The organism is Pseudomonas sp. GR 6-02 (genome assembly GCF_001655615.1).
In the GTDB taxonomy this organism is placed as follows: domain Bacteria; phylum Pseudomonadota; class Gammaproteobacteria; order Pseudomonadales; family Pseudomonadaceae; genus Aquipseudomonas.
The window spans coordinates 5,006,632-5,028,849 of sequence record NZ_CP011567.1 but is presented as its reverse complement, the minus strand read 5'-3'; the positions used below and the strand labels follow the sequence as shown (position 1 = coordinate 5,028,849).

General features: G+C 58.1%; 26 protein-coding genes and 1 pseudogene. 15 read left to right on the top strand and 12 right to left on the bottom strand.

Features of this window, described 5'->3' with window-relative positions; all coding sequences use genetic code 11:
- The first annotated feature begins 72 nt into the window (after nucleotides 1-72).
- Nucleotides 73-615 carry a helix-turn-helix domain-containing protein gene (locus tag PGR6_RS22080; protein WP_064619826.1) on the top strand — a complete coding sequence of 181 codons (543 nt, stop codon included), beginning with the start codon at nucleotides 73-75 and terminating at the stop codon, nucleotides 613-615.
- Nucleotides 616-661: 46 nt separating this feature from the next.
- Here the strand turns inward: PGR6_RS22080 and PGR6_RS22075 are convergent, their stop codons facing one another.
- Nucleotides 662-1,681 carry a DUF4917 family protein gene (locus PGR6_RS22075; RefSeq protein ID WP_018926836.1) on the bottom strand — a complete coding sequence of 340 codons (1,020 nt, stop codon included), beginning with the start codon at nucleotides 1,679-1,681 and terminating at the stop codon, nucleotides 662-664.
- A gap of 156 nt (nucleotides 1,682-1,837) precedes the next feature.
- Between PGR6_RS22075 and yiaY the strand changes: the two genes are divergently transcribed.
- Nucleotides 1,838-2,986, top strand: coding sequence for an L-threonine dehydrogenase (gene yiaY / locus PGR6_RS22070; protein ID WP_064619823.1), 1,149 nt, complete (start codon nucleotides 1,838-1,840; stop codon nucleotides 2,984-2,986).
- Here yiaY and PGR6_RS22065 read toward each other — a convergent pair.
- Together PGR6_RS22065 and PGR6_RS22060 are read right to left on the bottom strand one after the other, a co-directional pair.
- Nucleotides 2,983-4,149, bottom strand: coding sequence for an MFS transporter (locus tag PGR6_RS22065; protein WP_064619821.1), 1,167 nt, complete (start codon nucleotides 4,147-4,149; stop codon nucleotides 2,983-2,985). The two genes, yiaY and PGR6_RS22065, sit on opposite strands and share 4 nt — an antisense overlap.
- A gap of 18 nt (nucleotides 4,150-4,167) precedes the next feature.
- The gene (locus tag PGR6_RS22060; RefSeq protein WP_064619818.1) at nucleotides 4,168-5,403 is read right to left on the bottom strand and encodes an aminotransferase class I/II-fold pyridoxal phosphate-dependent enzyme; all 1,236 of its coding nucleotides are present in this window, start codon (nucleotides 5,401-5,403) and stop codon (nucleotides 4,168-4,170) included.
- A gap of 240 nt (nucleotides 5,404-5,643) precedes the next feature.
- On the opposite strand from PGR6_RS22060, the gene PGR6_RS22055 reads away from it, so the two are divergent.
- The 4 genes from PGR6_RS22055 to PGR6_RS22040 all read left to right on the top strand — a co-directional run bounded on the left by PGR6_RS22055 (nucleotide 5,644) and on the right by PGR6_RS22040 (nucleotide 10,217).
- A complete protein-coding gene (locus PGR6_RS22055; protein ID WP_018926832.1) occupies nucleotides 5,644-6,552 on the top strand; it encodes a LysR substrate-binding domain-containing protein in 909 nt (302 codons plus the stop codon).
- A gap of 126 nt (nucleotides 6,553-6,678) precedes the next feature.
- The gene (locus PGR6_RS22050; protein ID WP_019647936.1) at nucleotides 6,679-7,872 is read left to right on the top strand and encodes a CaiB/BaiF CoA transferase family protein; all 1,194 of its coding nucleotides are present in this window, start codon (nucleotides 6,679-6,681) and stop codon (nucleotides 7,870-7,872) included.
- Nucleotides 7,869-8,795 (top strand): hydroxymethylglutaryl-CoA lyase, encoded by a 927-nt coding sequence (locus tag PGR6_RS22045; RefSeq protein ID WP_064619815.1) that lies wholly within the window; start codon nucleotides 7,869-7,871, stop codon nucleotides 8,793-8,795. The genes PGR6_RS22050 and PGR6_RS22045 overlap by 4 nt, the downstream gene beginning before the upstream one ends.
- Before the next feature lie 90 nt (nucleotides 8,796-8,885).
- Nucleotides 8,886-10,217 carry an MFS transporter gene (locus tag PGR6_RS22040; RefSeq protein ID WP_064619812.1) on the top strand — a complete coding sequence of 444 codons (1,332 nt, stop codon included), beginning with the start codon at nucleotides 8,886-8,888 and terminating at the stop codon, nucleotides 10,215-10,217.
- A 97-nt stretch (nucleotides 10,218-10,314) separates the two neighbouring features.
- Here the strand turns inward: PGR6_RS22040 and PGR6_RS29690 are convergent, their stop codons facing one another.
- Together PGR6_RS29690 and relB are read right to left on the bottom strand one after the other, a co-directional pair.
- Nucleotides 10,315-10,599: a type II toxin-antitoxin system RelE/ParE family toxin gene (locus PGR6_RS29690; protein ID WP_082920901.1), complete on the bottom strand. Its 285-nt coding sequence runs from the start codon at nucleotides 10,597-10,599 to the stop codon at nucleotides 10,315-10,317.
- The gene (relB, locus tag PGR6_RS22035; RefSeq protein WP_019647939.1) at nucleotides 10,589-10,828 is read right to left on the bottom strand and encodes a type II toxin-antitoxin system RelB family antitoxin; all 240 of its coding nucleotides are present in this window, start codon (nucleotides 10,826-10,828) and stop codon (nucleotides 10,589-10,591) included. Before relB ends, PGR6_RS29690 begins: the two co-directional genes overlap by 11 nt.
- Nucleotides 10,829-10,992: 164 nt before the next feature.
- On the opposite strand from relB, the gene fos reads away from it, so the two are divergent.
- The 5 genes and pseudogenes from fos (at nucleotide 10,993) to PGR6_RS22015 (ending at nucleotide 13,988) form a co-directional block, all read left to right on the top strand.
- Nucleotides 10,993-11,409: a fosfomycin resistance glutathione transferase gene (gene fos, locus PGR6_RS22030; protein WP_064619809.1), complete on the top strand. Its 417-nt coding sequence runs from the start codon at nucleotides 10,993-10,995 to the stop codon at nucleotides 11,407-11,409.
- Nucleotides 11,410-11,445: 36 nt separating this feature from the next.
- Nucleotides 11,446-11,685 (top strand): annotated as a pseudogene (locus PGR6_RS22025) (LysE family translocator); the annotation flags it as partial.
- A gap of 103 nt (nucleotides 11,686-11,788) precedes the next feature.
- Nucleotides 11,789-13,138 (top strand): sensor domain-containing protein, encoded by a 1,350-nt coding sequence (locus tag PGR6_RS22020; RefSeq protein WP_064619806.1) that lies wholly within the window; start codon nucleotides 11,789-11,791, stop codon nucleotides 13,136-13,138.
- Nucleotides 13,139-13,254: 116 nt separating this feature from the next.
- Complete coding sequence (locus PGR6_RS30495) at nucleotides 13,255-13,410, top strand: stress protein (RefSeq protein WP_081791039.1); 156 nt, start codon at nucleotides 13,255-13,257, stop codon at nucleotides 13,408-13,410.
- A 74-nt stretch (nucleotides 13,411-13,484) separates the two neighbouring features.
- A complete protein-coding gene (locus PGR6_RS22015; protein ID WP_064619803.1) occupies nucleotides 13,485-13,988 on the top strand; it encodes a DUF4142 domain-containing protein in 504 nt (167 codons plus the stop codon).
- 42 nt (nucleotides 13,989-14,030) lie between these two features.
- Here the strand turns inward: PGR6_RS22015 and PGR6_RS22010 are convergent, their stop codons facing one another.
- The 3 genes from PGR6_RS22010 to PGR6_RS22000 all read right to left on the bottom strand — a co-directional run bounded on the left by PGR6_RS22010 (nucleotide 14,031) and on the right by PGR6_RS22000 (nucleotide 15,869).
- Nucleotides 14,031-14,438, bottom strand: coding sequence for a low affinity iron permease family protein (locus tag PGR6_RS22010; RefSeq protein WP_064619800.1), 408 nt, complete (start codon nucleotides 14,436-14,438; stop codon nucleotides 14,031-14,033).
- 208 nt (nucleotides 14,439-14,646) lie between these two features.
- Nucleotides 14,647-15,177: a DUF2867 domain-containing protein gene (locus PGR6_RS22005; RefSeq protein WP_064619797.1), complete on the bottom strand. Its 531-nt coding sequence runs from the start codon at nucleotides 15,175-15,177 to the stop codon at nucleotides 14,647-14,649.
- Between the two features lie 23 nt (nucleotides 15,178-15,200).
- Nucleotides 15,201-15,869, bottom strand: a complete 669-nt coding sequence (locus PGR6_RS22000) for a DJ-1/PfpI family protein (protein ID WP_064621341.1) — start codon at nucleotides 15,867-15,869, stop codon at nucleotides 15,201-15,203.
- Between the two features lie 126 nt (nucleotides 15,870-15,995).
- Here PGR6_RS22000 and PGR6_RS29680 point away from each other — a divergent pair, with 126 nt between their 5' ends.
- Nucleotides 15,996-16,550 carry a TetR/AcrR family transcriptional regulator gene (locus tag PGR6_RS29680; protein ID WP_082920900.1) on the top strand — a complete coding sequence of 185 codons (555 nt, stop codon included), beginning with the start codon at nucleotides 15,996-15,998 and terminating at the stop codon, nucleotides 16,548-16,550.
- Nucleotides 16,551-16,756: 206 nt separating this feature from the next.
- On the opposite strand, the gene PGR6_RS21990 is transcribed toward PGR6_RS29680, so the two are convergent.
- Entirely contained in the window at nucleotides 16,757-18,145 is a 1,389-nt protein-coding gene (locus tag PGR6_RS21990; protein ID WP_026286476.1) for an amino acid permease, read from the bottom strand.
- Nucleotides 18,146-18,341: 196 nt separating this feature from the next.
- Here PGR6_RS21990 and PGR6_RS21985 point away from each other — a divergent pair, with 196 nt between their 5' ends.
- Nucleotides 18,342-18,872, top strand: a complete 531-nt coding sequence (locus PGR6_RS21985) for an Lrp/AsnC family transcriptional regulator (protein WP_225603008.1) — start codon at nucleotides 18,342-18,344, stop codon at nucleotides 18,870-18,872.
- 84 nt (nucleotides 18,873-18,956) lie between these two features.
- Here PGR6_RS21985 and PGR6_RS21980 read toward each other — a convergent pair whose 3' ends face one another.
- Entirely contained in the window at nucleotides 18,957-19,496 is a 540-nt protein-coding gene (locus PGR6_RS21980) for an AidA/PixA family protein (protein ID WP_064619791.1), read from the bottom strand.
- Nucleotides 19,497-19,620: 124 nt separating this feature from the next.
- Nucleotides 19,621-20,124 (bottom strand): inclusion body family protein, encoded by a 504-nt coding sequence (locus PGR6_RS21975; RefSeq protein ID WP_019580873.1) that lies wholly within the window; start codon nucleotides 20,122-20,124, stop codon nucleotides 19,621-19,623.
- Nucleotides 20,125-20,566: 442 nt separating this feature from the next.
- Between PGR6_RS21975 and PGR6_RS21970 the strand changes: the two genes are divergently transcribed.
- Entirely contained in the window at nucleotides 20,567-20,896 is a 330-nt protein-coding gene (locus PGR6_RS21970) for a YXWGXW repeat-containing protein (protein ID WP_018926816.1), read from the top strand.
- Nucleotides 20,897-20,967: 71 nt separating this feature from the next.
- A complete protein-coding gene (gene tam, locus PGR6_RS21965) occupies nucleotides 20,968-21,738 on the top strand; it encodes a trans-aconitate 2-methyltransferase (protein WP_064619788.1) in 771 nt (256 codons plus the stop codon).
- Nucleotides 21,739-21,789: 51 nt separating this feature from the next.
- Here tam and PGR6_RS21960 read toward each other — a convergent pair whose 3' ends face one another.
- Nucleotides 21,790-22,197: a type II toxin-antitoxin system HicB family antitoxin gene (locus PGR6_RS21960; RefSeq protein ID WP_064619786.1), complete on the bottom strand. Its 408-nt coding sequence runs from the start codon at nucleotides 22,195-22,197 to the stop codon at nucleotides 21,790-21,792.
- Between the last annotated feature and the right edge of the window lie 21 nt (nucleotides 22,198-22,218).

Genomic DNA, 22,218 nt, shown 5'->3' with positions numbered 1-22,218 from the left:
AAGAGGCTATATGACACTTTGTGTCATTGGCAAGGATAAATCGTTGCCTCCTTGATGGGTTAATCGCTCTACATGTCTATCCGTTTGAAATTATTGAGAAAAAAACTTGGCGTGACGCTGGAGGCCCTGGCCGAAAAATCCGGCATGACCAAGAGCTATCTGTCGAAGGTCGAGCGCGGGTTGAATACCCCCTCGATCGCCGCCGCGCTGAAACTGGCCAGGGCGCTGAACGTGAAGGTCGAGGAATTGTTTTCCGAAGACAACGTCAGCCTCGACAGCTACAGCCTGGTGCGTAGCGACGAACGCCAGTCCCTGGCCGCCAACGACCAGAGCCCGGGTTATGCGGTGTTGGCCCATCAGGTCAGTGAGCGCAGTCTGTTGCCGTTCATCATTTACCCGCCGAGCGAGTTCACCGACAAAACGTTCAAGGAACACCTGGGGGAAGAGTTTCTGTTCGTCCACGAAGGGCAGGTGGAAGTGGACTTCATGAACGAGCGGGTGCTGCTCAATCGTGGGGATGCGCTGCACTTCAACGCGCAGAAACCGCATCGCCTCAGGTCAGTGGGCGAGGTGCAGGCGCAGTTGTTGGTGGTGGTGCATAGCAGCGAGGAATGAGGTTATCGGGCTTTTGTGGCGAGGGGGCAAGCCCCCTCGCCACAGGTCAGACCTCGACCGGCACGGTCAGCTTAGGGTTACCGAGCGCATGCGTCTTCGAATCAAAAAAACGCAACGCCACACCCGTCCCCTCGAACACCTTCGCGTAATGCCGCTTTTGATGCTGGATGAACGCCTTGCTGCGCGGGTAAATCGAGATCGCTACCACCTTCGGCTTCGCCTGTCGCAGTGCATGAGCGATGTGACTGTCCTGCTCGCCAAGGGCATGCCCGAAGATGCACAACCCGTCACCGTGGCCGAGTAACTGGTCGTAGCAGAACGACAGGTAATCCGAACTGCGAATGGTCTTGAGTTTGTCTTGCGCCGGGCCTTCGTTGACGAACAGCGGCACGTCGTCGAGGGTCTTGATCGTATTGTTGATCGCGAAATTACCGAGCAACGTTCCCTCGGTCGACATCAACTTGCGCGCGGTGCCGTCCTGATTGCGCACCAGATGCAGGCCGCCGTGCAGGTACAGCAAACGTGGTTTGTCGGTGGCGCTGGCGCTCAGATCGAAGCCGGGTTCGGCACCCTGGAACAGGTCGGTCACGACGTCCGGCCGATGCTGGATCGCCCAATAGCTGAGCAAGTCGTAGTTGGTGGTGAACACCGTCCGATAGCTGCCCAGTTCCTGATTGATCGTCGCCAGCGTCGAAGGCTTCACCAGCCGCCACGGGATATGCACCGCGTGCACGGTGTTGATCAGCGCTTCCTTGATCGCGTAGTAGCGATTGCGCGGTGCCGCAGAGCTGACGGCCAGGGCCTTGTTGACCCGGCTGGTGGTCTTCAGCGCCCCAAGCACTTGTTCAAAACTGCGCGTCTGCATCGCGTCGAACACGCTCAGCTCGGACTGGCTCAGCGGTTTTTCTTCGACGGTGCGGGCATTTTCGAACAGCGAGTCGTAGCCGAAGTCGTCCCACACGGCGCGGCTGGCGCCGTTACCCACCAGCAGGCCGCCGAATGAGGCGGTGGTGCGCAAGGCGTTCCAGTCTTCAAGTTGGGCATCGACATCCTGGAAATCGGTCATTGCGTTTGTCGTCTCGAAGCAAAAGGTCTGATGGACGGCGACTTTATCACGCCCGGGCGTTGAGCCAGATCAACATACCGCGTGACTGATCGGTCGACCCTGTGCGCACCCGCCGAATCGGCATTGCCGATTCGGTTTCAGCCAGGAGACTCGCGCATGAGCAGTACGTTTTTCATCCCCGCCGTGAACATCATGGGCACCGGTTGCCTCGACGAAGCCATGGACGCCATTGGCAAGTATGGTTTTCGCAAGGCGCTGATAGTCACTGACGCCGGGCTGGCCAAGGCTGGCGTGGCATCGAGGATTGCCGAGAAACTGGCGTTGCAGGACATCGACTCGGTGATTTTCGACGGCGCCAAGCCGAATCCGAGCATCGCCAACGTCGAGCGCGGCCTGGGCCTGCTCAAGGAAAGTCGCTGTGATTTCGTGGTGTCTCTGGGCGGCGGTTCGCCTCACGACTGCGCCAAGGGCATCGCCTTGTGCGCCACCAACGGTGGGACGATCCGTGACTACGAAGGTGTCGATCGGTCGGCCAAACCCCAGCTACCGTTGATCGCGATCAACACCACCGCCGGCACTGCCAGCGAGATGACCCGTTTTTGCATCATCACGGATGAATCGCGCCACGTAAAAATGGCCATCGTCGACCGCAACGTTACGCCGCTGCTGTCAGTCAACGATCCGGAACTGATGGTCGCCATGCCCAAAGGCCTGACCGCCGCCACCGGCATGGACGCGTTGACCCATGCCGTCGAAGCCTACGTCTCCACGGCAGCCAACCCGATTACCGATGCCTGTGCGCTGAAAGCCATCACATTGATCAGCGACAACCTGCGCCAAGCCGTGCAGGACGGCAGTGACATGATCGCGCGGGAAAACATGGCCTACGCGCAATTTATGGCGGGCATGGCGTTCAACAATGCGTCCCTTGGTTACGTTCACGCGATGGCCCATCAGTTAGGCGGGTTCTACGACCTGCCCCATGGTGTGTGTAACGCGGTGCTGCTACCTCACGTGCAGAGCTTCAACGCGCTGGTGTGCGCCCCTCGCCTGACCGACGTTGCCCACGCGATGGGGGCCGACATTCGCGGGCTCAGTCCGGAAGAGGGCGCGCAGGCGGCGATCGCGGCGATCCGCAGCCTGGCCAGGGATGTGGACATTCCCGCCGGTTTGCGTGAGCTCGGTGCCAGGCTCAATGACATCCCGGTCCTTGCCAGCAATGCCCTGAAAGACGCCTGTGGACTGACCAACCCACGGGCGGCGGATCAGCGGCAGATCGAGGAGATTTTCCGCAGCGCGTTCTAAGCGGTTCGACGGCCGGGCGCGAGCACTACGCAAAGCAGCGCGCCCAAGGCCAGCAAGGTGCATAACAGCGACAAAGGCCATGCCTGCTGGCTGGCTATCAGGCTGGCGATACCGCCGATAACGGCGGCCATCAGTTGATGAATGAAACCGCTCAACGCCATCGCATAAGCACCGCCGACCGGGGAACCGTGGTTGGCCAGGGACAAGCTGATTGGGTAAATCAGCGATTGGCCGAATACTGCAAAACAATAGGGCAACCAGAACAGCAGCGCGATAGACGTGCCTGCGAGGCTACCCAGCAACATGACTGCGCTGCCGGCCAGTATCAGCCCGACGCCCGCCGTCATCAGCCATTGCTGACCGGTATGCAGTACGAAGCGATTGACCGCCACGGCCCCGAGAAAGTACGCCGCGCTGATGGGCCAGCCCAACAAGCCGTATTCCACTGCCGACCACTTGAAGGCGCCTTGCAGAATCAGCGGTGCAGCGGTGTTGAACGCGACAATCACCCCATACCCCAAGCCACCGGCGAGGGCCGGTAACAGGAAGGCCCGATGCCGCAGAATGTGCCCGTAGCTCGTCCAGGCGGATGATGGTGTGTTCTCTTCTGCCAGCATCGGGAACGTGACCCGCGCCACCACCAGCGCCATCAACAGGCTCACACCACCCAATAAGTAGAAAATCGCTGACCAGCCCAGTGTCACCTGGATGATCGACCCCAGGTATTGACCGATACCCAGCGCCACCACAAAGGAAATCGATATCCAGGACAACGCCTTGGCCAGCAGATCGCCGCGAAAACTGTCGCGGATCAGCACCCGGGCCATGACTGAAATCCCGCTGGCGCCAATCCCCTGAATCAGGCGAAAAACCAGGAACGATTCAAGTGTCTGGCCCAGAGGCAGGGCCAGGTTGCCCAGCCCATAGAGGCCGAGCGCCGCGAGCAATACCGGCTTGCGGCCAATGCGTTGGCCCAGGCTGCCCCAGAACAGCATCGGCAGCGCCATGCCGATCAGATACACCGCCAACCCCCATGAAACCTGTGAGGCATCTGCGGACAGATCCCGGGCAATATCCGGCAGCGCCGACAGATAAATGCTCATGCCCAATTGGGCGAGAAAAACCGTACAGCAGGTGATCAGGAGGGTGGTGCTGCTCTTCATTTAATCTTCCCTGTTTTTTCAGCCGCCGATGTCCCGGCCGTGAGCACGTAAAAGCTCGGTGATGAGTCCACAGAAATGGCGGATCAGCGTCGTCCCCATGTCGGCGCGCAGGGTGATTCTGATGGCTGCCTTGCCTTGTGCAACCACCGGGAAAAAGACTGCCGAGGTGAAGAATCCGTGATTGGCCAGTTCAATGGCGATGTGGTTGGCCAGCGATGCCTCACCGCAATTGACCAGTCGAATCGCCATGTTGCTGTTGTGTTGTGCGGTTCGTATGAGGCTGTCAAAGAGGCGGATATTAACCTGAAGCTTTTCCTGCAGCTCGGCGAATTCCAGGGTGTGGTGTAGCTGGATGGATGCCCGGCCCGCGCCAATGGCTGCACTGTTCAGGCTTTGCGACCAGTTGCTGGGGCCGCCGTAACGCGCAATGAGCTTCTTCTGCCGTTCACTGCCCAGCATCACCAGACCGCCGCTGGCGCCGAACGACTTGGCCAGCGAGGCGACGATGAGGCAGTCATCATCCAGGGTATGCAGCCTGGGACGCACAAGACCGGCGCCGAATGTTCCTACAGAGGAAAGCGCGTGGGAGTCGTCCAGATAGAGAAACAGCCCATAGCGGTCCTTCAGATACAAAAGGCTGTCCATGTCCGCAACCCCGCCCATGCTGTAGGCGCCGTCGGCGACATACGCGACCCTGGTGTGCTGTTGACACAGCGTCTCGAGGAAGTCCATGTCGTTATGCGGGCACGTCACGACCTTCGTTTCATCGGCACAGGCGGCTTTGAGGTGACTCATCGAGTAATGCGCCAACCGGTCGAAAGCCATCACCGGAGGGCTATTTTCCGTGAATACGCCGCTGGCCAGCAGTGGCAGGATCCCGGCACTCGCCGCGCTGCACGACAGAGTGCTCAGGCAACTGGCGCCGAACAACTCGGACAGTTCGGTTTCGTATTGGTCCAGAATCGCCAGCTTGCAGCGGTTCTTGGAATTGGCGATGCGAAGTGTGCCGGTTTCCCACAGCGTGGTCATGGCGCCGTCGAGAATATCGGGATGGTGATCCAGCCCCAGGTATGACGTCGTACAGAAATCATGAAACGCTCTCCCGTACTGATCCAGCATGCGGTTGGCACTTTTTATCTCAACGTTGAGCCCCGCGATTTTTCCGGTTTCGGCGGCCTCCCAATCATGGTCAGCCAATGAAACGAGTTTGCGGTAGTTGGTGAAGGTGTGCGCCGTGTACGGTATCTGGCTCATGTGTAAGTGACATTCCTTGAATGAATCTATCCGTGGGTTTGTTGCAGTTTGTGTGTGTTGCCAGACTTTACAGAGAGTCCCGATGGGCTTTGAATCGGCTGTTTCCGGTAGTACTGAGAGTTGTAAGAGAATTAGTTGTAGGGCGATGCCCTGGGGTGCTGTGGGTAATTGGATGGCGGGCACGAATCGAATCCGGGCTATCCTGCCGACTCAGTCGAACCGAAATCATCGAGCCCTGCCATGCTGCAAAAAAGCCTGATCCGCCGTCTCGACCTGATCACTCTCCAGCTGTTTGTGGCCGTTCACGAAGAGGGCACCTTGACCCGTGCCGCCGCCCGCGAAGCGATCGCGGTGTCGGCGGCCAGCAAGCGGTTGATGGAGCTGGAGGAGGCGCTGGGCATCAGCCTGTTCGTACGCCAGGCCAAGGGCATGACGCTGACACCGGCCGGTGAAACCCTGCTGCACCATGCCCGGCAGATGCTGTTCAACGTCGAGAAAATGGGCCTCGAACTGGGCGAACACAGCCACGGTGTGCGCGGTTATGTGCGGATGCTCGCCAACCTGTCGGCGATCATTCAATTCCTGCCCGAAGACCTGCGGGACTTTTCCGCGCGCCATCCGCAGGTCAAGACCGACCTCGAAGAGCGCCCCAGCAGCGGGGTGATTCAAGGCGTGCTCGATGGCGTGGCGGACCTCGGGATCTGCTCCAGCGACAGCGACGTCAAGGGGCTGCACAGTGTTGTTTATCGTCAGGACAAACTGGTCGTGCTGATGCCGGCCGATCATCCGCTGGCGAGTCGTTCGGCTTTGGCTTTTGCCGACACGCTGGACAGCGATTACGTCGGTCTGCATTCGGCCAGTTCCATCAACATGCGCACCCATGCGGCCGCGCGCAAGGCCGGCAAGGTGCTGAGGTTGCGGATCCATGTGCCGGGGTTCGACGCCATGTGCCGGATGGTCCAGGCCAACATGGGCATCGGCATCCTGCCGCTAAAGGCCTACGAACTGTTTGGCCGGGCGCTGGGGTTGCACGCGGTGCCGCTGACGGATGACTGGTCGGATCGTGCGTTGATTCTGGTGGTGCGCGATGAAGTGGCGCTGTCGCCGGTGAGCCGGATGTTGTTTGAGCATTTGCGCGGCCAGACCTGACAGTTCTCGATTGCATGGACGAGCATTCGCGTTTCGCGAACGGTCGTTGCCAACAGAAGGTTGGATTCCATGCCACTCGGTCCTCTAGCCTTGGCGCATATTCCAAGAACAAGAGGTACCCCCGCGATGACTGCCCCCTTGAGTGCAATCAAAGTGATCGAGATCGGCACGCTGATCGCCGCGCCGTTTGCCGCGCGCATGCTGGCCGAGTTCGGCGCCGAAGTGATCAAGATCGAAGCCATGGGCCAGGGCGATCCCCTGCGTAAATGGCGCAAGCTGCACGAAGGCACTTCGTTGTGGTGGTACCTGCAATCGCGAAACAAGAAGTCCCTGGCGCTGAATCTGAAATCCCCTGAAGGCATCGAACTGGTCAAGCAACTGGCGAGCGACGCCGATGTGCTGATCGAAAACCTGCGCCCCGGCGCCCTGGAGAAACTCGGCCTGGGCTGGGACGTGTTGCATGCCCTCAATCCCAACCTGACGCTGGTGCGCATTTCCGGTTACGGCCAGACCGGCCCGTACCGTGATCGTCCGGGTTTCGGGGCGATCGGCGAGGCGATGGGCGGGATTCGCTATACCACCGGTACTCCCGGTTCGCCGCCGGCCCGAGTGGGGGTGAGTCTGGGGGATTCCCTGGCTTCGCTGCACGCGGTCATCGGTGCCTTGATGTCGCTGCTGCGGGTCAAGACCGGGCAGGGCGGCGGGCAAGTGGTCGATGTGTCGTTGGCCGAAAGCGTGTTCAACGTCATGGAAAGCCTGGTGCCGGAATACGACATGCTCGGTCATGTGCGTGAGCGCAGCGGCGGGGCGTTACCGGGTATTGCGCCGTCCAACACCTACCTGACTGCCGACGGTGCCTACGTGGTGATCGCCGGCAACAGCGACCCGATCTACAAGCGTCTGATGGCGGTGATTGGCCGGGCCGACCTGGCCGAAGCGCCGGAGTTCGCGCATAACGATGGCCGCGCCGCCAAAAGTAACGTGCTCGACGCAGCCATTACTCACTGGACCAGCAGCCTGCCCATCGATGAGGTGTTGGCGGCTCTGGAAGCTGCCGAAGTCCCGGCCGGGCGCATCTATTCGGTGGCCGACATCGTTGCCGATCCTCACTATCAAGCGCGGGGCATGCTGCTCAACGCCGAACTGCCGGGTGGTGCCTCGGTGAAGATGCCGGGCATCGTTCCGAAAATGTCCGAAACCCCCGGTGGCGTGAACTGGTCGGGGCCGAGTCTGGGTCAGCACACCGACGGCATCCTCGCGGGGCTGGGCCTGACTGACCAGGACATCGAACGGTTGAAAGCTGAAGGGGTGGTGCAATGATCACTGATTATTCCCAGACCCTGATCGTTCAGGAGGTTTCCCCGCGTGACGGCTTGCAGATCGAGCCTACCTGGGTCGAAACCGCCGACAAGATTGCGTTGATCGATCAGTTGTCGCTGGCGGGTTTCAGCCGCATCGAAGCCGGTTCGTTCGTGTCGCCCAAGGCGATTCCGGCGCTGCGCGATGGCGAGCCAGTGTTCAAGGGCATCGCCCGACAGCCGGGCGTGATCTATGTCGCGTTGATCCCTAACCTCAAAGGCGCACAACGAGCACTGGACTCGGGGGCCGACGAGCTGAACCTGGTGATGTCCGCCAGCCAGACCCACAACCTGGCGAACATGCGGATGCGCTGCGAGGCGTCATTGGCTGCGTTCGGCGAGATCGTCGAGTTCGTTCGCGGCACGCCGGTGCGGCTCAACGGCAGCATCGCCACGACTTTCGGTTGCCCGTTCGAAGGCAAGATCGATGAGGACCGCGTGCTGCAAATTGTTGAGGCTTATCAGGAGCTCGGCATTACGGGCATTACCCTGGCCGACACCACCGGCATGGCCAATCCACGCCAGGTCGACCGTGTGGTGCGACGGGTGTTGCAACGGGTTTCACCGGCTGATCTGACCCTGCATTTCCACAACACGCGCGGCCTCGGTCTGTGCAACGTATTGGCAGCTTACGAGGCCGGAGCCCGGCGCTTTGACGCAGCCCTCGGTGGTCTTGGCGGTTGCCCGTTTGCACCGGGTGCCTCGGGCAATATCTGCACCGAAGATTTGGTCAATCTGTGCGATGAAGTCGGCATTCACACCGGCATCGACTTGCCGTTGTTGCTGCGATTGTCGCGAGGCTTACCCGCATTGCTGGGCCATGAAGTGCCCGGGCAGCTCGCCAAGGCCGGACGTAACTGCGACCTGCACCCGACACCGTCCTGAACCCACCGAACAAACTCCTAAAAAAGCCGCAACGAACCAGACAACAAAAACAATCGGACGCCCACGGGACGTCTGCCTGGAGAAACCACGATGAGCCTCAATGTTCTGGAGGCGGGCGTGAGCCCGTCCGTTAGTCACGACGCCGAAAAAGCCCTGGTCCGCAAAGTCGCCTGGCGACTGATGCCGCTGATCATGGTCTGCTACCTGTTCGCGTTTTTCGACCGCATCAACATCAGCTTCGCCAAATTCCAGTTGCAGGCCGACCTGAGCCTGAGCGATACCGCTTACGGCCTCGGCGCCGGGCTGTTTGTAGTCGGTTATGTGATCTTTGAAGTGCCGAGCAACATGATGCTTTACAAGGTGGGTGCCCGGCGCTGGATCGCCCGGATCATGATGTCGTGGGGGCTCGCGACGGCGGCCATGGTCTTCGTCAATAGCGAATGGCAGTTCTACGCCCTGCGTTTCGTGATCGGTGCGATGGAGGCGGGTTTTGCGCCGGGCGTGCTGTATTACCTGACGTTGTGGTTCCCGCAGCACTATCGCGGGCGCATCACCTCGATGCTGTTTCTCGCGTCGGCGTTTGCCGGGCTGGTTGGCGCACCGTTCTCCGGGTTGGTGCTGCAACACCTTGATGGCTTCCTCGATATGCGCGGCTGGCATTGGCTGTTTCTGCTCGGTGGCGTTCCTTGCATCGGCCTTGGTTTGTTGGTGCTGACCGTGCTCAAGGACCGCATCGAAGATGCCCATTGGTTGAGCCCTTCGGAGAAGACACTGCTCGCCAGCCGTATCGCGCACCACGAACCCCACAAGAGCGGCGGCTCCTTGCTTGCCGCACTCCGGATTCCGGGTTTCCTGATGCTGGGGCTGATCTACTTTCTGATTCAGGTGGCGTCTTACGGCTTGAATTTCTGGGCGCCGCAACTGATCCGCAGTGCCGGCACCGAGAGCCCGGTGATGATCGGCTTGCTGACCGCCATTCCCTACATCTGCGGCGCCATCAGCATGGTGGTGATCGGGCGGTTATCAGACGCCACCGGTGAGCGGCGCAAGTTTGTCGCAGGTCTGGTGGCGGCAGGCGCGGTGGGTTTCTTCTGCGCAGGAATTTTCGCCAACCACACGACTTTCCTGATTGTTGCCCTGGGCTTGCTCGGTGCGGGGATCATCGCGTCCATCCCGAGCTTCTGGACCCTGCCACCGAAACTCCTGGCCGGTGCCGGGGCAGGCGCCGCTGGCGGGATCGCGGTGATCAATACCCTTGGCCAGTTCGGTGGGATCGTCAGCCCGGTCATGGTCGGGCGGATCAAAGACCTGACCGGCAGCACCACCCCGGCGCTGTACGTCATCGGTGTCGCCGCGCTGATCGCCGCTGCGTTGTTGCTGTGGGGGTTGCCGCAGAAGCTGCGCACGCTCGACAAATACTAAGTCGATTGTGTGGGCTTTCACGAGCAAACGAACTGCTGGGAATCAGGTGTGAACGGTTTGAGTAGGGGATAGGGCTCGGTTGATGTTCCACCCAGTGCTACAACGTAGTGGGTGGAAGACGTCGTGTATGGAAGACTCGTAGTACCTGTAAACGCCCTTGGCGAACTCGATAGGGAATCAGATAGGGCCGGTCTGGCAAGACCCATTCCCGAGTGCCAGGTAGTCGGCCTTCGCGGCCTGTAGCCGGGAAGCGAGCAAGGTGATCGACGGTGGTGAGAATGGCCTTGACGAAGTCTGCTGCGGCTTTTGGATTTTCCATTGCTATGTAGGCGGCTTCGTCATCCAGATTCTTTAATGCGGTACGCAACCACTCAACGCGCATTGGTTGTCCACTTGTCGGCGATTGCTTTCACTTCCTCTGGCGTTGCGAAGTCACCCGCGTCGGCTTCTTTCAGAGCTTTCTGAATCTCTTCGATTTGCCAGGCTTCCCGTGCCAGATATTCACGCAGCGCATCCACGGCCAGAAATGACTTACTGCGGCCTGTCGCTTTGGCAAGATGGGCTAGGGTATCGGCGATTTCGTCTGGCAAACGCAGCGACATGATGGACATGACAATCTCGATGTAGTGGTTTGTAATACAACATACTACAACGTAATAAGAGGGTAGAGACCAGCCCGTTCGTCTGTCGTAACAATTGATTGAGCGGTCAAAAGCCGCGTCAGGCTCACTCTGAGCAGGCATCGTTGCAGAAGCACTTATCGAGTACCAAACCCATGCTAACCGGCCTCAACCACCTGACCCTCGCCGTCACTGACCTGAACCGCAGCGTGGGGTTCTATCGCGATCTGCTGCAACTTCAGCTTTCAGCCACTTGGGACACCGGTGCCTATCTCTCGCTACCCGGTCTGTGGCTGTGTCTTTCTCTCGATCCACTGCGTGCCTGTGCGCCGGCCGCCGACTACACCCATTACGCCTTCAGCCTCGAAGCTGTGGACTTCCTGCCGTTCGTCGAACGTCTGCGATCCGCCAACGTGCGGGAATGGCGGGATAACCGCAGCGAAGGTGCGTCGTTCTATTTTCTCGACCCGGACGGGCACAAGCTCGAGGCGCATGTCGGGTCTCTGGCGTCGCGGCTGGCGGCTTGTCGGCAGCGACCCTATGCGGGGATGAAGTTCTTCGACGATCAGTGAGTCGATGTTCGGCGTCCTGAGATAGAATTGCGCCCCTTGTCCAGCCGTGCAGAGTTGCTGCATTGGTCCATGTTGCCCTGGTTGATCATCTTGAGCTTCATTGGTGGCCTTTTGGCCTACGCTATTCTCATTGGCATCGTCGGTGCGCGTCAGGTGCGCACGTTGTATCAGCGTCATGAACTGGCGATTACCCGCTTGTGCGGGGTCATGTTCATCGGTTTCGCCATCAATGCCCTGGTGCATGCGCTGCCGGGGCTGGTGACGAACAAGGCTTGAGGCTGAACGCAGGGAAGCGTCGGCTGCACAGTCATCGCTCGGGCGTATGACCGGTCAGGGAGGGTTGTTCAATGTTGCATTGTCCGGACATGCTCTCTGCATCATGGAAACCAGAAATTCCGCGCCAATGGCGAGTTACATCGATCTCTTGCTGGACGCCGTCTGTGCGGTGGACAAACAAGGTCGCTTCGTATTTGTCAGCGCGGCCTGCGAGCGCATTTTCGGTTACACCCCCGACGAGCTGATCGGCCAGTCGATGATCGACCTGGTTCACCCTGCCGACCGACAGCGTACCCTCGACGCCGCGCGCGAGATCATGGAGGGCGAACCCAAGCTCAACTTTGAAAATCGTTACCTGCGCAAGGACGGCCGGGTGGTGCACATTCTCTGGTCGGCACGTTGGTCGGAGGTCGATCAGTTGCGTATCGCCGTGGCGCGCGACATCACCGAGCGCAAACAGGCCGAGTCCCGACAAGCGGCGCTGTATGCGATCTCCGAAGCGGCCCATGCGGCGGAAGATTTGCTGGCGCTGTTCAAACGCATCCATTCGATCATCGGCGAATGGCTGCCGGCGTTGAATTTCTCCGTGGCACTGTATGACGAGCACTGCGCGCGGCTGAATTTCCCCTATCACGTCGACGACCATGAGCTGCAACCCGAGGATCCCGGGACTGTTACCGGGCGTTTGTGCGCAGAAGTGATTCGCAGTGGCTTGCCGATTCTGCTGACCCCGGATCAGGACAATCTGCCGGAAGGGTTTGCGGCATTGGTCAAGGGCCAGGACTCACCCTGCTGGCTGGGCGTGCCGTTGAGTTCGCAAAACGGCACCATCGGCGCTCTGATCGTCAAAAGCGTGCCGGGCGGCGAGCGCTACACCGAGCAAGACAAGGAGTTGCTGCAGTATGTTTGCGCTCAGGTCGCGACCGCGATCGAGCGTAAGCAATTGCACGCCCGGCTCCAGCGCATGGCCCAGTACGATCAACTGACTCAGCTGCCCAATCGCGAATTGCTGCGCGAACGCCTGAAAGCTTCGCTGGCGCTGGCCCGGGCAGACTCCGGTCGAATGGCGTTGCTCTATGTCGACCTTGACCGCTTCAAGCAAGTCAACGACACCCTCGGTCATGCGGTCGGCGACATGTTGCTGCAAGCGGTCGCCAATCGGCTCAAGGGCTGCGTGCGCGAAACCGACACGGTGGCGCGCATTGGTGGTGATGAATTTGTCGTGTTGTTGCACAACATCCACGCCGCCGAAGATGCCGAGAATGTGGCGGGGAAAATCCGCCAGGTGCTGGTTCAGCCCCTGCGTCTGGACGGGCACAACCTGACGATCCAGCCGAGCATCGGCGTCGCGCGATACCCCGAACATGGCACCGAAGAAAAGCAGCTGTTCAGGCATGCCGATGAGGCAATGTACGCCGCCAAGCGCCAGCACCATTCACGTCTCGGGGTCTGAAAATCCGTCACCGTTCGTCGCGATGCTGCCAGGTTTTCTAAACCTTTTCAGGCATGGAAATTCATATCCTATGCGGGCGTCTGCTCGCTGTGATCATCACCAAGAGGATGAGAACCATGCCTACTTCAAAACATCCGACCCCGGGTAGCGCCATCGATCGAACGAAGGCGTCTGAAGCCGGTCGCAAAGGTGGGAAAACTACCACGACGACTGTTGATAAAGACCCTGCCAAAGGCGGCATGGGCCGCAAAGGCGGTCAGAAAACTCCGTAATAGGTGAAGGTAGTTTTGTTTAATGGACGGGGGCGCAAGCTCCCGTTTGAATTTTCAGGAAGGAGGGCGCGACCATGAGCCGGATGGCCACCCGTTTACGCAATGCCGGTTTTGCCACGTTACTGGGCCTGTGCGCCAGCAGTGCCTTTGCCCAGTCTCCCGCCGAATTCGTCAATGAGGTGTCGGCCCAAGGCATGGCCGACATCGAAGCCAGCCGCCTGGCGCACCAGAAAACCGCATCCAAAGAGGTCAAGGATTACACCATCGTGGTGATCAACGATCGCACCACCGCCAACCAGCATCTGGCGAAAATTGCCAAGCAACTCGATTTACCGGTCGCACCACGCGAAGAGGTGGTCGACAAGGCCAAAGCCTTGATACCGGAGATTAAGGACGATACCTCTTTCGATCAGGCGTACGTCGACAGTCAGGTAAAAACCACCCAGGAAACCATCGAGCAACTTCAACAACAAGCGCAGACCACGGACGTGCCGCAAATCAAAGCGTTCGCCGAAGAAACCCTACCCAAGCTGCAAAACCATCTGCAAATGGCCAGGGCGCTGCAAGCCAGTCGTTAGTCAGTCTGTTGCGCGGGTGACGTCGGTCACCCGCTGCCGGGATCAATCCTGATTCGAATCCTTCTTGGTTTCCTCGACGACCGTGCCGTCCAGGGAAATCGTTTCCCCCTCGCCGAGGGTGCGATATTTCTTTCTCAACGCTTCCAGCTGTTTGAGGTCCAGGGACTCGAGCCCCAGCATCGCGTTCTGCGCGTCCTTGGTCACCCGCAATAACTCATCGATCTTCAAGTGCAAAATGTCCGTGTCACGGTTCTGGGTGTTCTGGATCAGGAACACCATCAGGAAGGTGATGATCGTGGTCGAGGTGTTGATGATCAGTTGCCAGGTATCGTTGAAATGAAAAATCGGCCCACTCATGCCCCAAAGGACAATCAGAATGATCGCCCCCATAAATGTCCGGGGTTGGCCCGCCCATAGGGAGAGTTTCTGTGCGATTTTCGCGAATTTCATTGCCGTGCTCCTTACAGGGATGCGCCTGATTTTCAGACCGCACGGGTGTCATGAAAATTCTGTTTGAAAGCCCCGTGGTTGATGAAAAGCCGGGGCTTTGAAAGGCACTTGCTGCGTTTGGAATCTTTAGAGGTATAGAGGCCTGACGTTTGACATGAGAGCCTTGGCCAGGCTTGCCAGAACAGCCTTACGATGGGCGGGTTAGACCTTAGGGACAGGTAGCCAGAGGCCAACCGATGCGCGCGGCACGGAGGAGGCTGGCCTTAACAACCAAGCGGTGAAATGGGGCAATAACGAAGATGTAGGCCCGGCCTAGACGGTTGTGGCACTGGACCACGGTTGAAAAAACGAGTTGGCGACTGCCTTCTGGCTCTGCCTCTCCAGAACATAGGATCGATATCCGGAAGTCGAGGTGTTTGTCGTCCTCTCCCAACACGATTTCAGTCTGGTTCGTGCTGTAGACCTTGAAGATTCCAATCCGATTAGCAAGTGATGCCAGATGTTTGGTGGTTTTGAGACCAAAACAGGCAACGATAGTGTCTCGGACTTTCATGAGCCATCCGATCCAGGATGGCTGGTGGGAAAGGATGAATCGAGCTAGCAAATCTGGATTGCTGGATGTGCCCGCAGGGAGCCGAATCGCAAAAGCGTCCGCCAGGTTCATTGACTTGTAAAGGTGGGTGATGCCGGACCTCGATGGGACTGGCACGGACATAATGAGCTCAAATTCTCGGGGCATCGGGGATCTCTCCTGAGTTCTAACTACCAATTAGACGACATGCCATGTCGCGTTTCTTGTTGCGATGGTTTGTCGTATAACGCTCCTTGTCGCCCTGTAAGTGCTTGTCGGATGCTGAACCCGATCAAGGCATCATAGAGCTCTTGCTGCCCAGCTGGCAGAACAGGGAGCAACGTCGCACGGCGTTTGTCGACATCGAACCAGGATTCAACCAACCATCCCACCAGATAGAGCGCCGAAAGGCATCCGCCAGCGGTTGCAACGTTCCCCTGGCATACAAGAGGCTGGTCCATGGACTCAAGTCCCAGAGCTTGCAAGCTCGATCGTGCATCCGGGTGTGTAGTTGCTTGGCCGCTGAGCAGCCCAAGCCGTTCGAGAATGAAAGCTCCGGCGCATATTGAGCCGATTCGCTGGCGTCTGGAGTCAAGTTCAAACGACGGCAGGAAATCTGGGGCGGCAAGTGCAGCGGGTATCCCTTCCTTGCCACTGACGAACAATACCGCGTCGGCGCTATTGGCCTCGGAAAGCGGACCGTGCACCGAAACAGGCAGGCCGTGCGCCGATCTCACGATAGAGCTGGAACCCAATATTCGGACGTGCCAGTCCTCGGTGTTGCGGCCTAAGATGTCCCACATCAGGAATAGGTCGATATCAGTGAATTGGTCGAAAGCAACCAGAACGATTTTCTTCAAGGCGAGCTCCATGAAAAGTGCTGGCGTGCAAAACGCAACGGCCATCTTTGCTGGTGTTCGCAGCGTATCAATCGGTTGCGCACCATACACAGTCTGTATGGCGCTAAACATGGAGCGAAATAACGGGTGAGAAAACTAACTCGTAACCATTGGATCGCGGCTGGTTTTGAGGCCCTCGACCAAATAGGGCATATCGGCGTTTCGGCCGAGAGTCTATCGCGCCGATTGAATGTGACCCGCGGATCGTTCTATCACCATTTCCGCAATCGCGAAGACTTTGTCCGCACCTTGCTGGCCGCTTGGGAAGAAGACTACACGGAGCGCATGCTCGCTTATGCGGCGCAGGGTCGTAGCGCGGGCGAAACCTTGAAACGCTACTTGAGTATTGCCGCTGAGAAACAACCTGGGCGGGAAATTTCCATCCGAGCCTGGTCGCTGCATGATCCGTTGGTAGGCGAGTTTCAGCAGCGTGTTGATACAAGACGACTGGACTTCGCGATACGCACGTGCCGCCGCTTGGTCCATATGCCAGGCCAAGCAGAAGTGATTGCTCAGGTGGCCCATCTGTGCCTGATTGGTGGTCAGCAGGCAGGGCTGCGGCGTGATGCCGCTCGCTTCAACGGTTTCCTGCATCGAGCCTTTTCACTTTTCGAAGGGGCTCTTCCACCGTGGCGGGCCTAAGTCATGAGCTAAATGGGGTAACTGAATAAATAGAGTTCGCGTGCCACTGCAAATGCGCGCCACTGCTCTCCTGGGGCTAAAAACAGGACAAATGAAGTGAGGGTTGACTGGCGAATGCAATCAGGTGCGCAACTGGCATGCAGTTTCGCACCTGAAAACTATTGGAGGTTGATTGACACTCCAAAGAGACCTGACGAAATGCTGGATTAATGCAATAACGAGCGGCGTCTCGCATAGGCGAAGTAGATCACCAGTCCAATTGCCAACCACGCCCCAAATGCCAGCCAGGTCGTCTGCTTGAGGAAGGTCATCAAGGTTACGCAGAACGCGATGGCGAGCAATGGAACAATGGGCACGCCGGGGCATCTGAATGCGCGAGGAAGATCGGGTCGGGTCTTGCGCAAGACGATCACTGCCACCGAGATCAGACTGAATGCGGCCAACGTACCGATGTTGATCAGCTCGGCGAGGACGTTCAGCGGAATCAGTGCCGAGATCAGCCCGAAGACTATTCCGACCATCCAGGTGGCGAAAAATGGGGTGCCGAATCGTGTATGAACCCTGGAAAGGCGCTGGGGAAGCAGTCCGTCGCGCGACATCGCGTAGATGATCCTGGTTTGACCGTAAGCCATCACCAGAATGACAGTCGTCATGCCAACGATTGCGCCTAAATCAACGAACCCGGCAACCCAGCTTTCACCGGCATGTTGCAACGCCAATGAAACCGGATGATCAACGCCAAGGAATTGGGCATAGGGCACGATGCCGGTCATGATCATTGAAACGGCAACGTATAACACCGCACAAACGGCCAAGGAACCGATAATACCGATGGGGAGGTCACGCGCCGGTTTTTTCACTTCTTCGGCGGCAGAGGAAACCGCATCGAAACCAATAAAAGCAAAAAAAACCAAGGCCGAAGCACTCAAAATGCCATTGACGCCGAAGGGAGAGAAAGGTTGCCAGTTAGCCGGCTGAACATGTCTCACACCAACGGCGATGAAGAGCAGCACCACGGCGATTTTGATGATCACCATCACGTTGTTTACGCGCGCGGATTCCTTGATGCCTATAGAAAGCATCCAGGTAATCGCCAGCATAATCACCAGCGCGGGTAGGTTGAACCAGGTTTCCACGCCAGGCAAAGAGCCTGGAGCCGCCGTAAGCACAACCGGAAGATTCAGCCCGAATCCGCTCAGCAGGGACTGGAAGTAACCCGACCACCCAACAGACACCGCCGAACTGGCCAGTCCGTATTCGAGCATCAGATCCCAGCCGATCATCCAGGCCACCAACTCTCCCAGCGTCGCGTAGCTGTAGGTGTAAATCGAGCCTGCTACCGGTACAGATGAGGCGAACTCGGCATAACAGAGCGCTGCAAATGCACAGGCCAACGCTGCTAACAGGAATGAAACCGTGAGGGCTGGTCCCGCAGTCAATGCGCCGGTTCCGGTCAATACAAAGATGCCCGTCCCCACGATTGCACCGATACCAATCAGGACCAAATCCATCGGCCCCAGCACTTTTTTCAACCCGGCAGGCGCTCGGGCAGCAGCAATCATTGCGTCCAGGTCTTTTGTTCTGAAAATGCTCAATATTGCCTCCGTTGTTACTTATTTTTATTGTCAGAGCCAGTGGCTTGGGTGTCGGAAACGACAAGAAATTGTATTTCAGCGCCTCGAAAATTAGCTTTCGAAACGGCTCTGTATTTGATTTTTTTTCAGTCGTTAATTATCCAAAACGTGCTCTTTATGTAATTTTCTTTCTAATATTTGTAGTTTCTGGAAATGGATGCTTGATCAAGGACCTGCGGGATGGGGCCAATCGCCCTACCGCGTACGCATTGTTAAAGGGAGAGAACACATGGCGGAAATGGATAAGGTTGATCGTTCAATTCTGGAAATTCTGCAAATGAATGGTCGCCTGACGAACGCCGAGATCGCCGCTCGTGTTTGCCTGTCAGCGCCAGCCTGCTGGAAGCGCCTGAAGCGCCTGGAAGAGGAGGTGATTGTCGGGTATCACGCGCACTTGAACCCGAAGACCATAGGGCTGGGACTTTTCGCTTTCATCAGCGTCACCCTCGATAGTCACTCCGAGCAAGCCATGGAACATTTCGAAGCGGGCGTTCTGGCGCTGCCCAACATTATTGCCTGTCACAAAGTGTCGGGGAAATACGACTACCTCCTGCAGGTAGTCGTCAAAGACATGGAGGCATTCCATGAAGTCGCCATGCATCGCATACGTACGCTCGGCAATATCAAGGAAATGTACACCGGTTTTTCGCTCAAGGAGATCAAGCACTGCAATACCTTGCCACTGTAAGTGCCTGGATTTGCTCGTTTCCGTACCTACGGTGGTGTGAGAGGACGACGGCTGTGAAGCCGCCTCCTACTCGATAATCTTTATTCACGCCGACAGCGTCACCTCAGTCTTCCACCTGAAATACCCGAGCGCTTCGCAGCGCTGGTTGATCAGCATGAAGCTCAGTTCGCAAGTTGCCACGCCCGTGCTCAGTTGCGAGCACTCCCAATAATGATCATCGGCCTTGTGGCTGCCCGGCTGGTTCGGGTTGGCGGGGTCGGGCGCGGGGACGGTCTGCTCGCCGTGGACGATCAGCTTGGGCGGAGAAAGGATCCCGGTATCGTCCACCGTGATGTTGTGGAATACCACGCTGTGTTCGGCCAGCAAACTGACGGTCCTGCCGCGAATATGAAAGACTTTTCCGTTGTGGGTGGTCAGTGTAATTTTGCTGTCATTTTTAACATTTTTCGTTTTTGGTGTAGCGCTGATGCCGAAGATGAAACCATCTTCAATCACGGTCGGCTTTTGCGGGTCAAGGCTGGGTTGCGCATAGCGCGAAAGCAGCGATTCGGCATCGACGACCAGCAGCACGCTATTGGCGGTCAGGGTACTCGCTGAAGGGGGGGTAATCGGTTCGGAAGTCATCATGGATTCCTTTCATGATGTTGACGCAAAACGGTAACCGCTTCGGTTTCAAGCAAGACATCCTGTTCCAGCCGAGGCGGCAACGGACGGGGTGACCCCTCGTTGCCGAGGGGCCAGGCCATCGTCAATTACGGATGGTAATGAACGGATCCCACGAGCAGCAGCCGACAATCTGGCAGTTGCGATCCACGATCAGGAAGTTGAAGTGATAGGTCACGCTGCCGCACGCAAGGGTTTCCGAAGACCAGTAATAGTTATCGACTTTCTGGCAGCTGGGCACCGACGGGTTGCTGGTATTCGGAACGGCGACGCAGGCGGTAGCCTTGCGTGGCGTGGGGGTGGAGATCAACTCGTTGCCGGCGTTACCGATGAACTTGTAGAAAACCACTGCAGTCTCGAAGCTCTGCGACAGGCTGGTTTCACGCCAGCGAATCAAGTCGCCTACCTGGGCTTTCAAGTTGAGCTCGCCACCGGCCTGGCCACTCACCACGTTGTTCTGATTGGTCACCATGTACACATGATTGACGTCGATCATCGTCGGCGCAGCAGGGTTTTTGCTAATGTTCGGGTAGTTTTTCAGAATGGTTTCAGTGTCGATGGAAACAAGTACATCCGTGACTCGAGACATAGTGAAGCTCCTTTTAACAATAGTGATTGTCTGGCTACTTACCAGGCACGACAACGCTTGCTTGCCTTGTGGCCGTTGCGAACACACTACTGGGGAACCCACTCGATCTCGGGGGACGAGCTGGCCTTGCTCCTTGCCTTGAAATGACGGGTTGGGTTCCTTCCAACAGGCCGCGATAGGACTATAGATGCCATTTTTATACTGTCAAAACTGCTTTGCTGGTCGGTCGACGAACGGTCATTTCGGTTATGGCTTCCAACGATTTGGCGATAAAAAAGGCTTATCCAGATCCCCTGTGTTTTCCGTCATCAAGTGATCCGGGTTCAGGCAATAGACAGACAAGACCTGTTAAAAAAGCAGTGAGCCAGGCAGGAGCATGGTGGAAAAGGGGGCGTTTTTTTGCTGGTTCACTCAACTTGGCTTTCAAGCCAGAGGAGGCGGCATGTTGTTACGTTACATGGTGTTGCTGGCAGTGGTGGTTACCGCTGCGGGTTGTGTGCAGGAACGGGTCGTTCATGACCGGCGTCCGGTGGAGCGTGAATATGTTGAGGTCATCGCACCGCAGCCGCCGCCGGAACGCGTTGTCGAGGTAGAGCCCGCGGGGCGACCGGGTTACCTCTGGTCCAGGGGGTACTGGCGTTGGGAAGGCGGGCGTTATGTCGCGGTTCATGGCCATTGGGTCCCGGAGCGACCGGGGTATCGTTATGTGCATCCGCACTGGGAGCAACGTAACGATGGCTGGCATTGGCGGGTGGGGGCGTGGGTTAACTGACGCGGACGATGTATCGTAGCCAACCGGTTGTCTGCCCCTGGCGACAACAATGCACCCGACAGGAGAGCGATATGAGTTGGTCCGCCAAACAATACGTAGCTTTCGAAGATGAGCGCACGCGCCCGGCGCGTGACTTGCTGGCCGCCATCCCAGCGGTGGACGTCCGTTCGGCCATCGACATCGGTTGCGGCCCCGGCAATTCGACCGAGTTGCTGGTGCAGCGTTTTCCCGATGCCGCGGTGCGTGGGTTGGACAGTTCGACCGATATGATCGAGGCCGCCCGCAAGCGCCTGCCTCAGGTACGTTTTGACACCGCTGACATTGATACCTGGAACGAGACCGGCCCGTTCGATGTGATTTTCGCCAATGCGGTGCTGCAGTGGGTGCCGGATCACACCAGGCTGCTGCCGTCGCTGGTAAACAGGCTCACGCCCGGCGGTAGCCTGGCGATCCAGATGCCCGATAACCTCAACGAACCGTCGCACCGGTTGATGCGCGAGGTCGCAGCGAACGGCCCTTGGGCTGACAAGCTGGCAAGGGCTGCCGGCCTGCGAACGGAAATGGAGGGTGCAAGCGGCTACTACTCAATGCTGCGTGGCCACTGCACTCGCGTCGATGTATGGCGCACCACTTACTATCATCCGCTCGCGGACGGCGCATCGGGTGTGCTCGAGTGGTTCAAGGGCTCCGGTTTGCGGCCTTTTCTCGAACCATTGGATGACGTGGAACGGGCACACTATCTCAAGCAGTATCAGGCGGCAATCGAGCAGGCCTATCCGGCGCTGAGCGATGGTTCGGTGCTGCTGCCGTTTCCGCGGTTGTTCATGGTGGCAACGCGCTGACGAATCAAAGGGGACACATTCGTCCCCTTGATTGATCCGATTTTCAGGCTATCAACTTTGCTGCAAGACCTTGAGCGCCGCCGAGGCCAGAAATCCGGAGCGACTTTTCTCTTCCGGATGGTGCAATACGTACTCATCGATGCGGTTGAGCAGATAGCCGGGCAGGGTGATGTTGAGTTTCTGCGCCTTGCCCAGGTATTTGGTGATATCGATATCCACCACGGCCCACGTGCACCCTGCGTACTGTGGATTGGCCGCATGCAGGGTCACTTTGTTGGCGGGCGGAATCGGTGATCCGTCTTCGGCCAGAATCTCGAAATGACCTTCGATGGCTTCGCGAGCCATGGCCATGGCGTCATCCAGATCTTCACCGGCGGAGAAGCAACCCGGAATATCCGGAACTTCTACGCCCCAGGCGTGTTCGTCATCACCCATGGAAATCGCGATGGGGTAAAGCATGTTCGTTATCCTCCGAGGGCG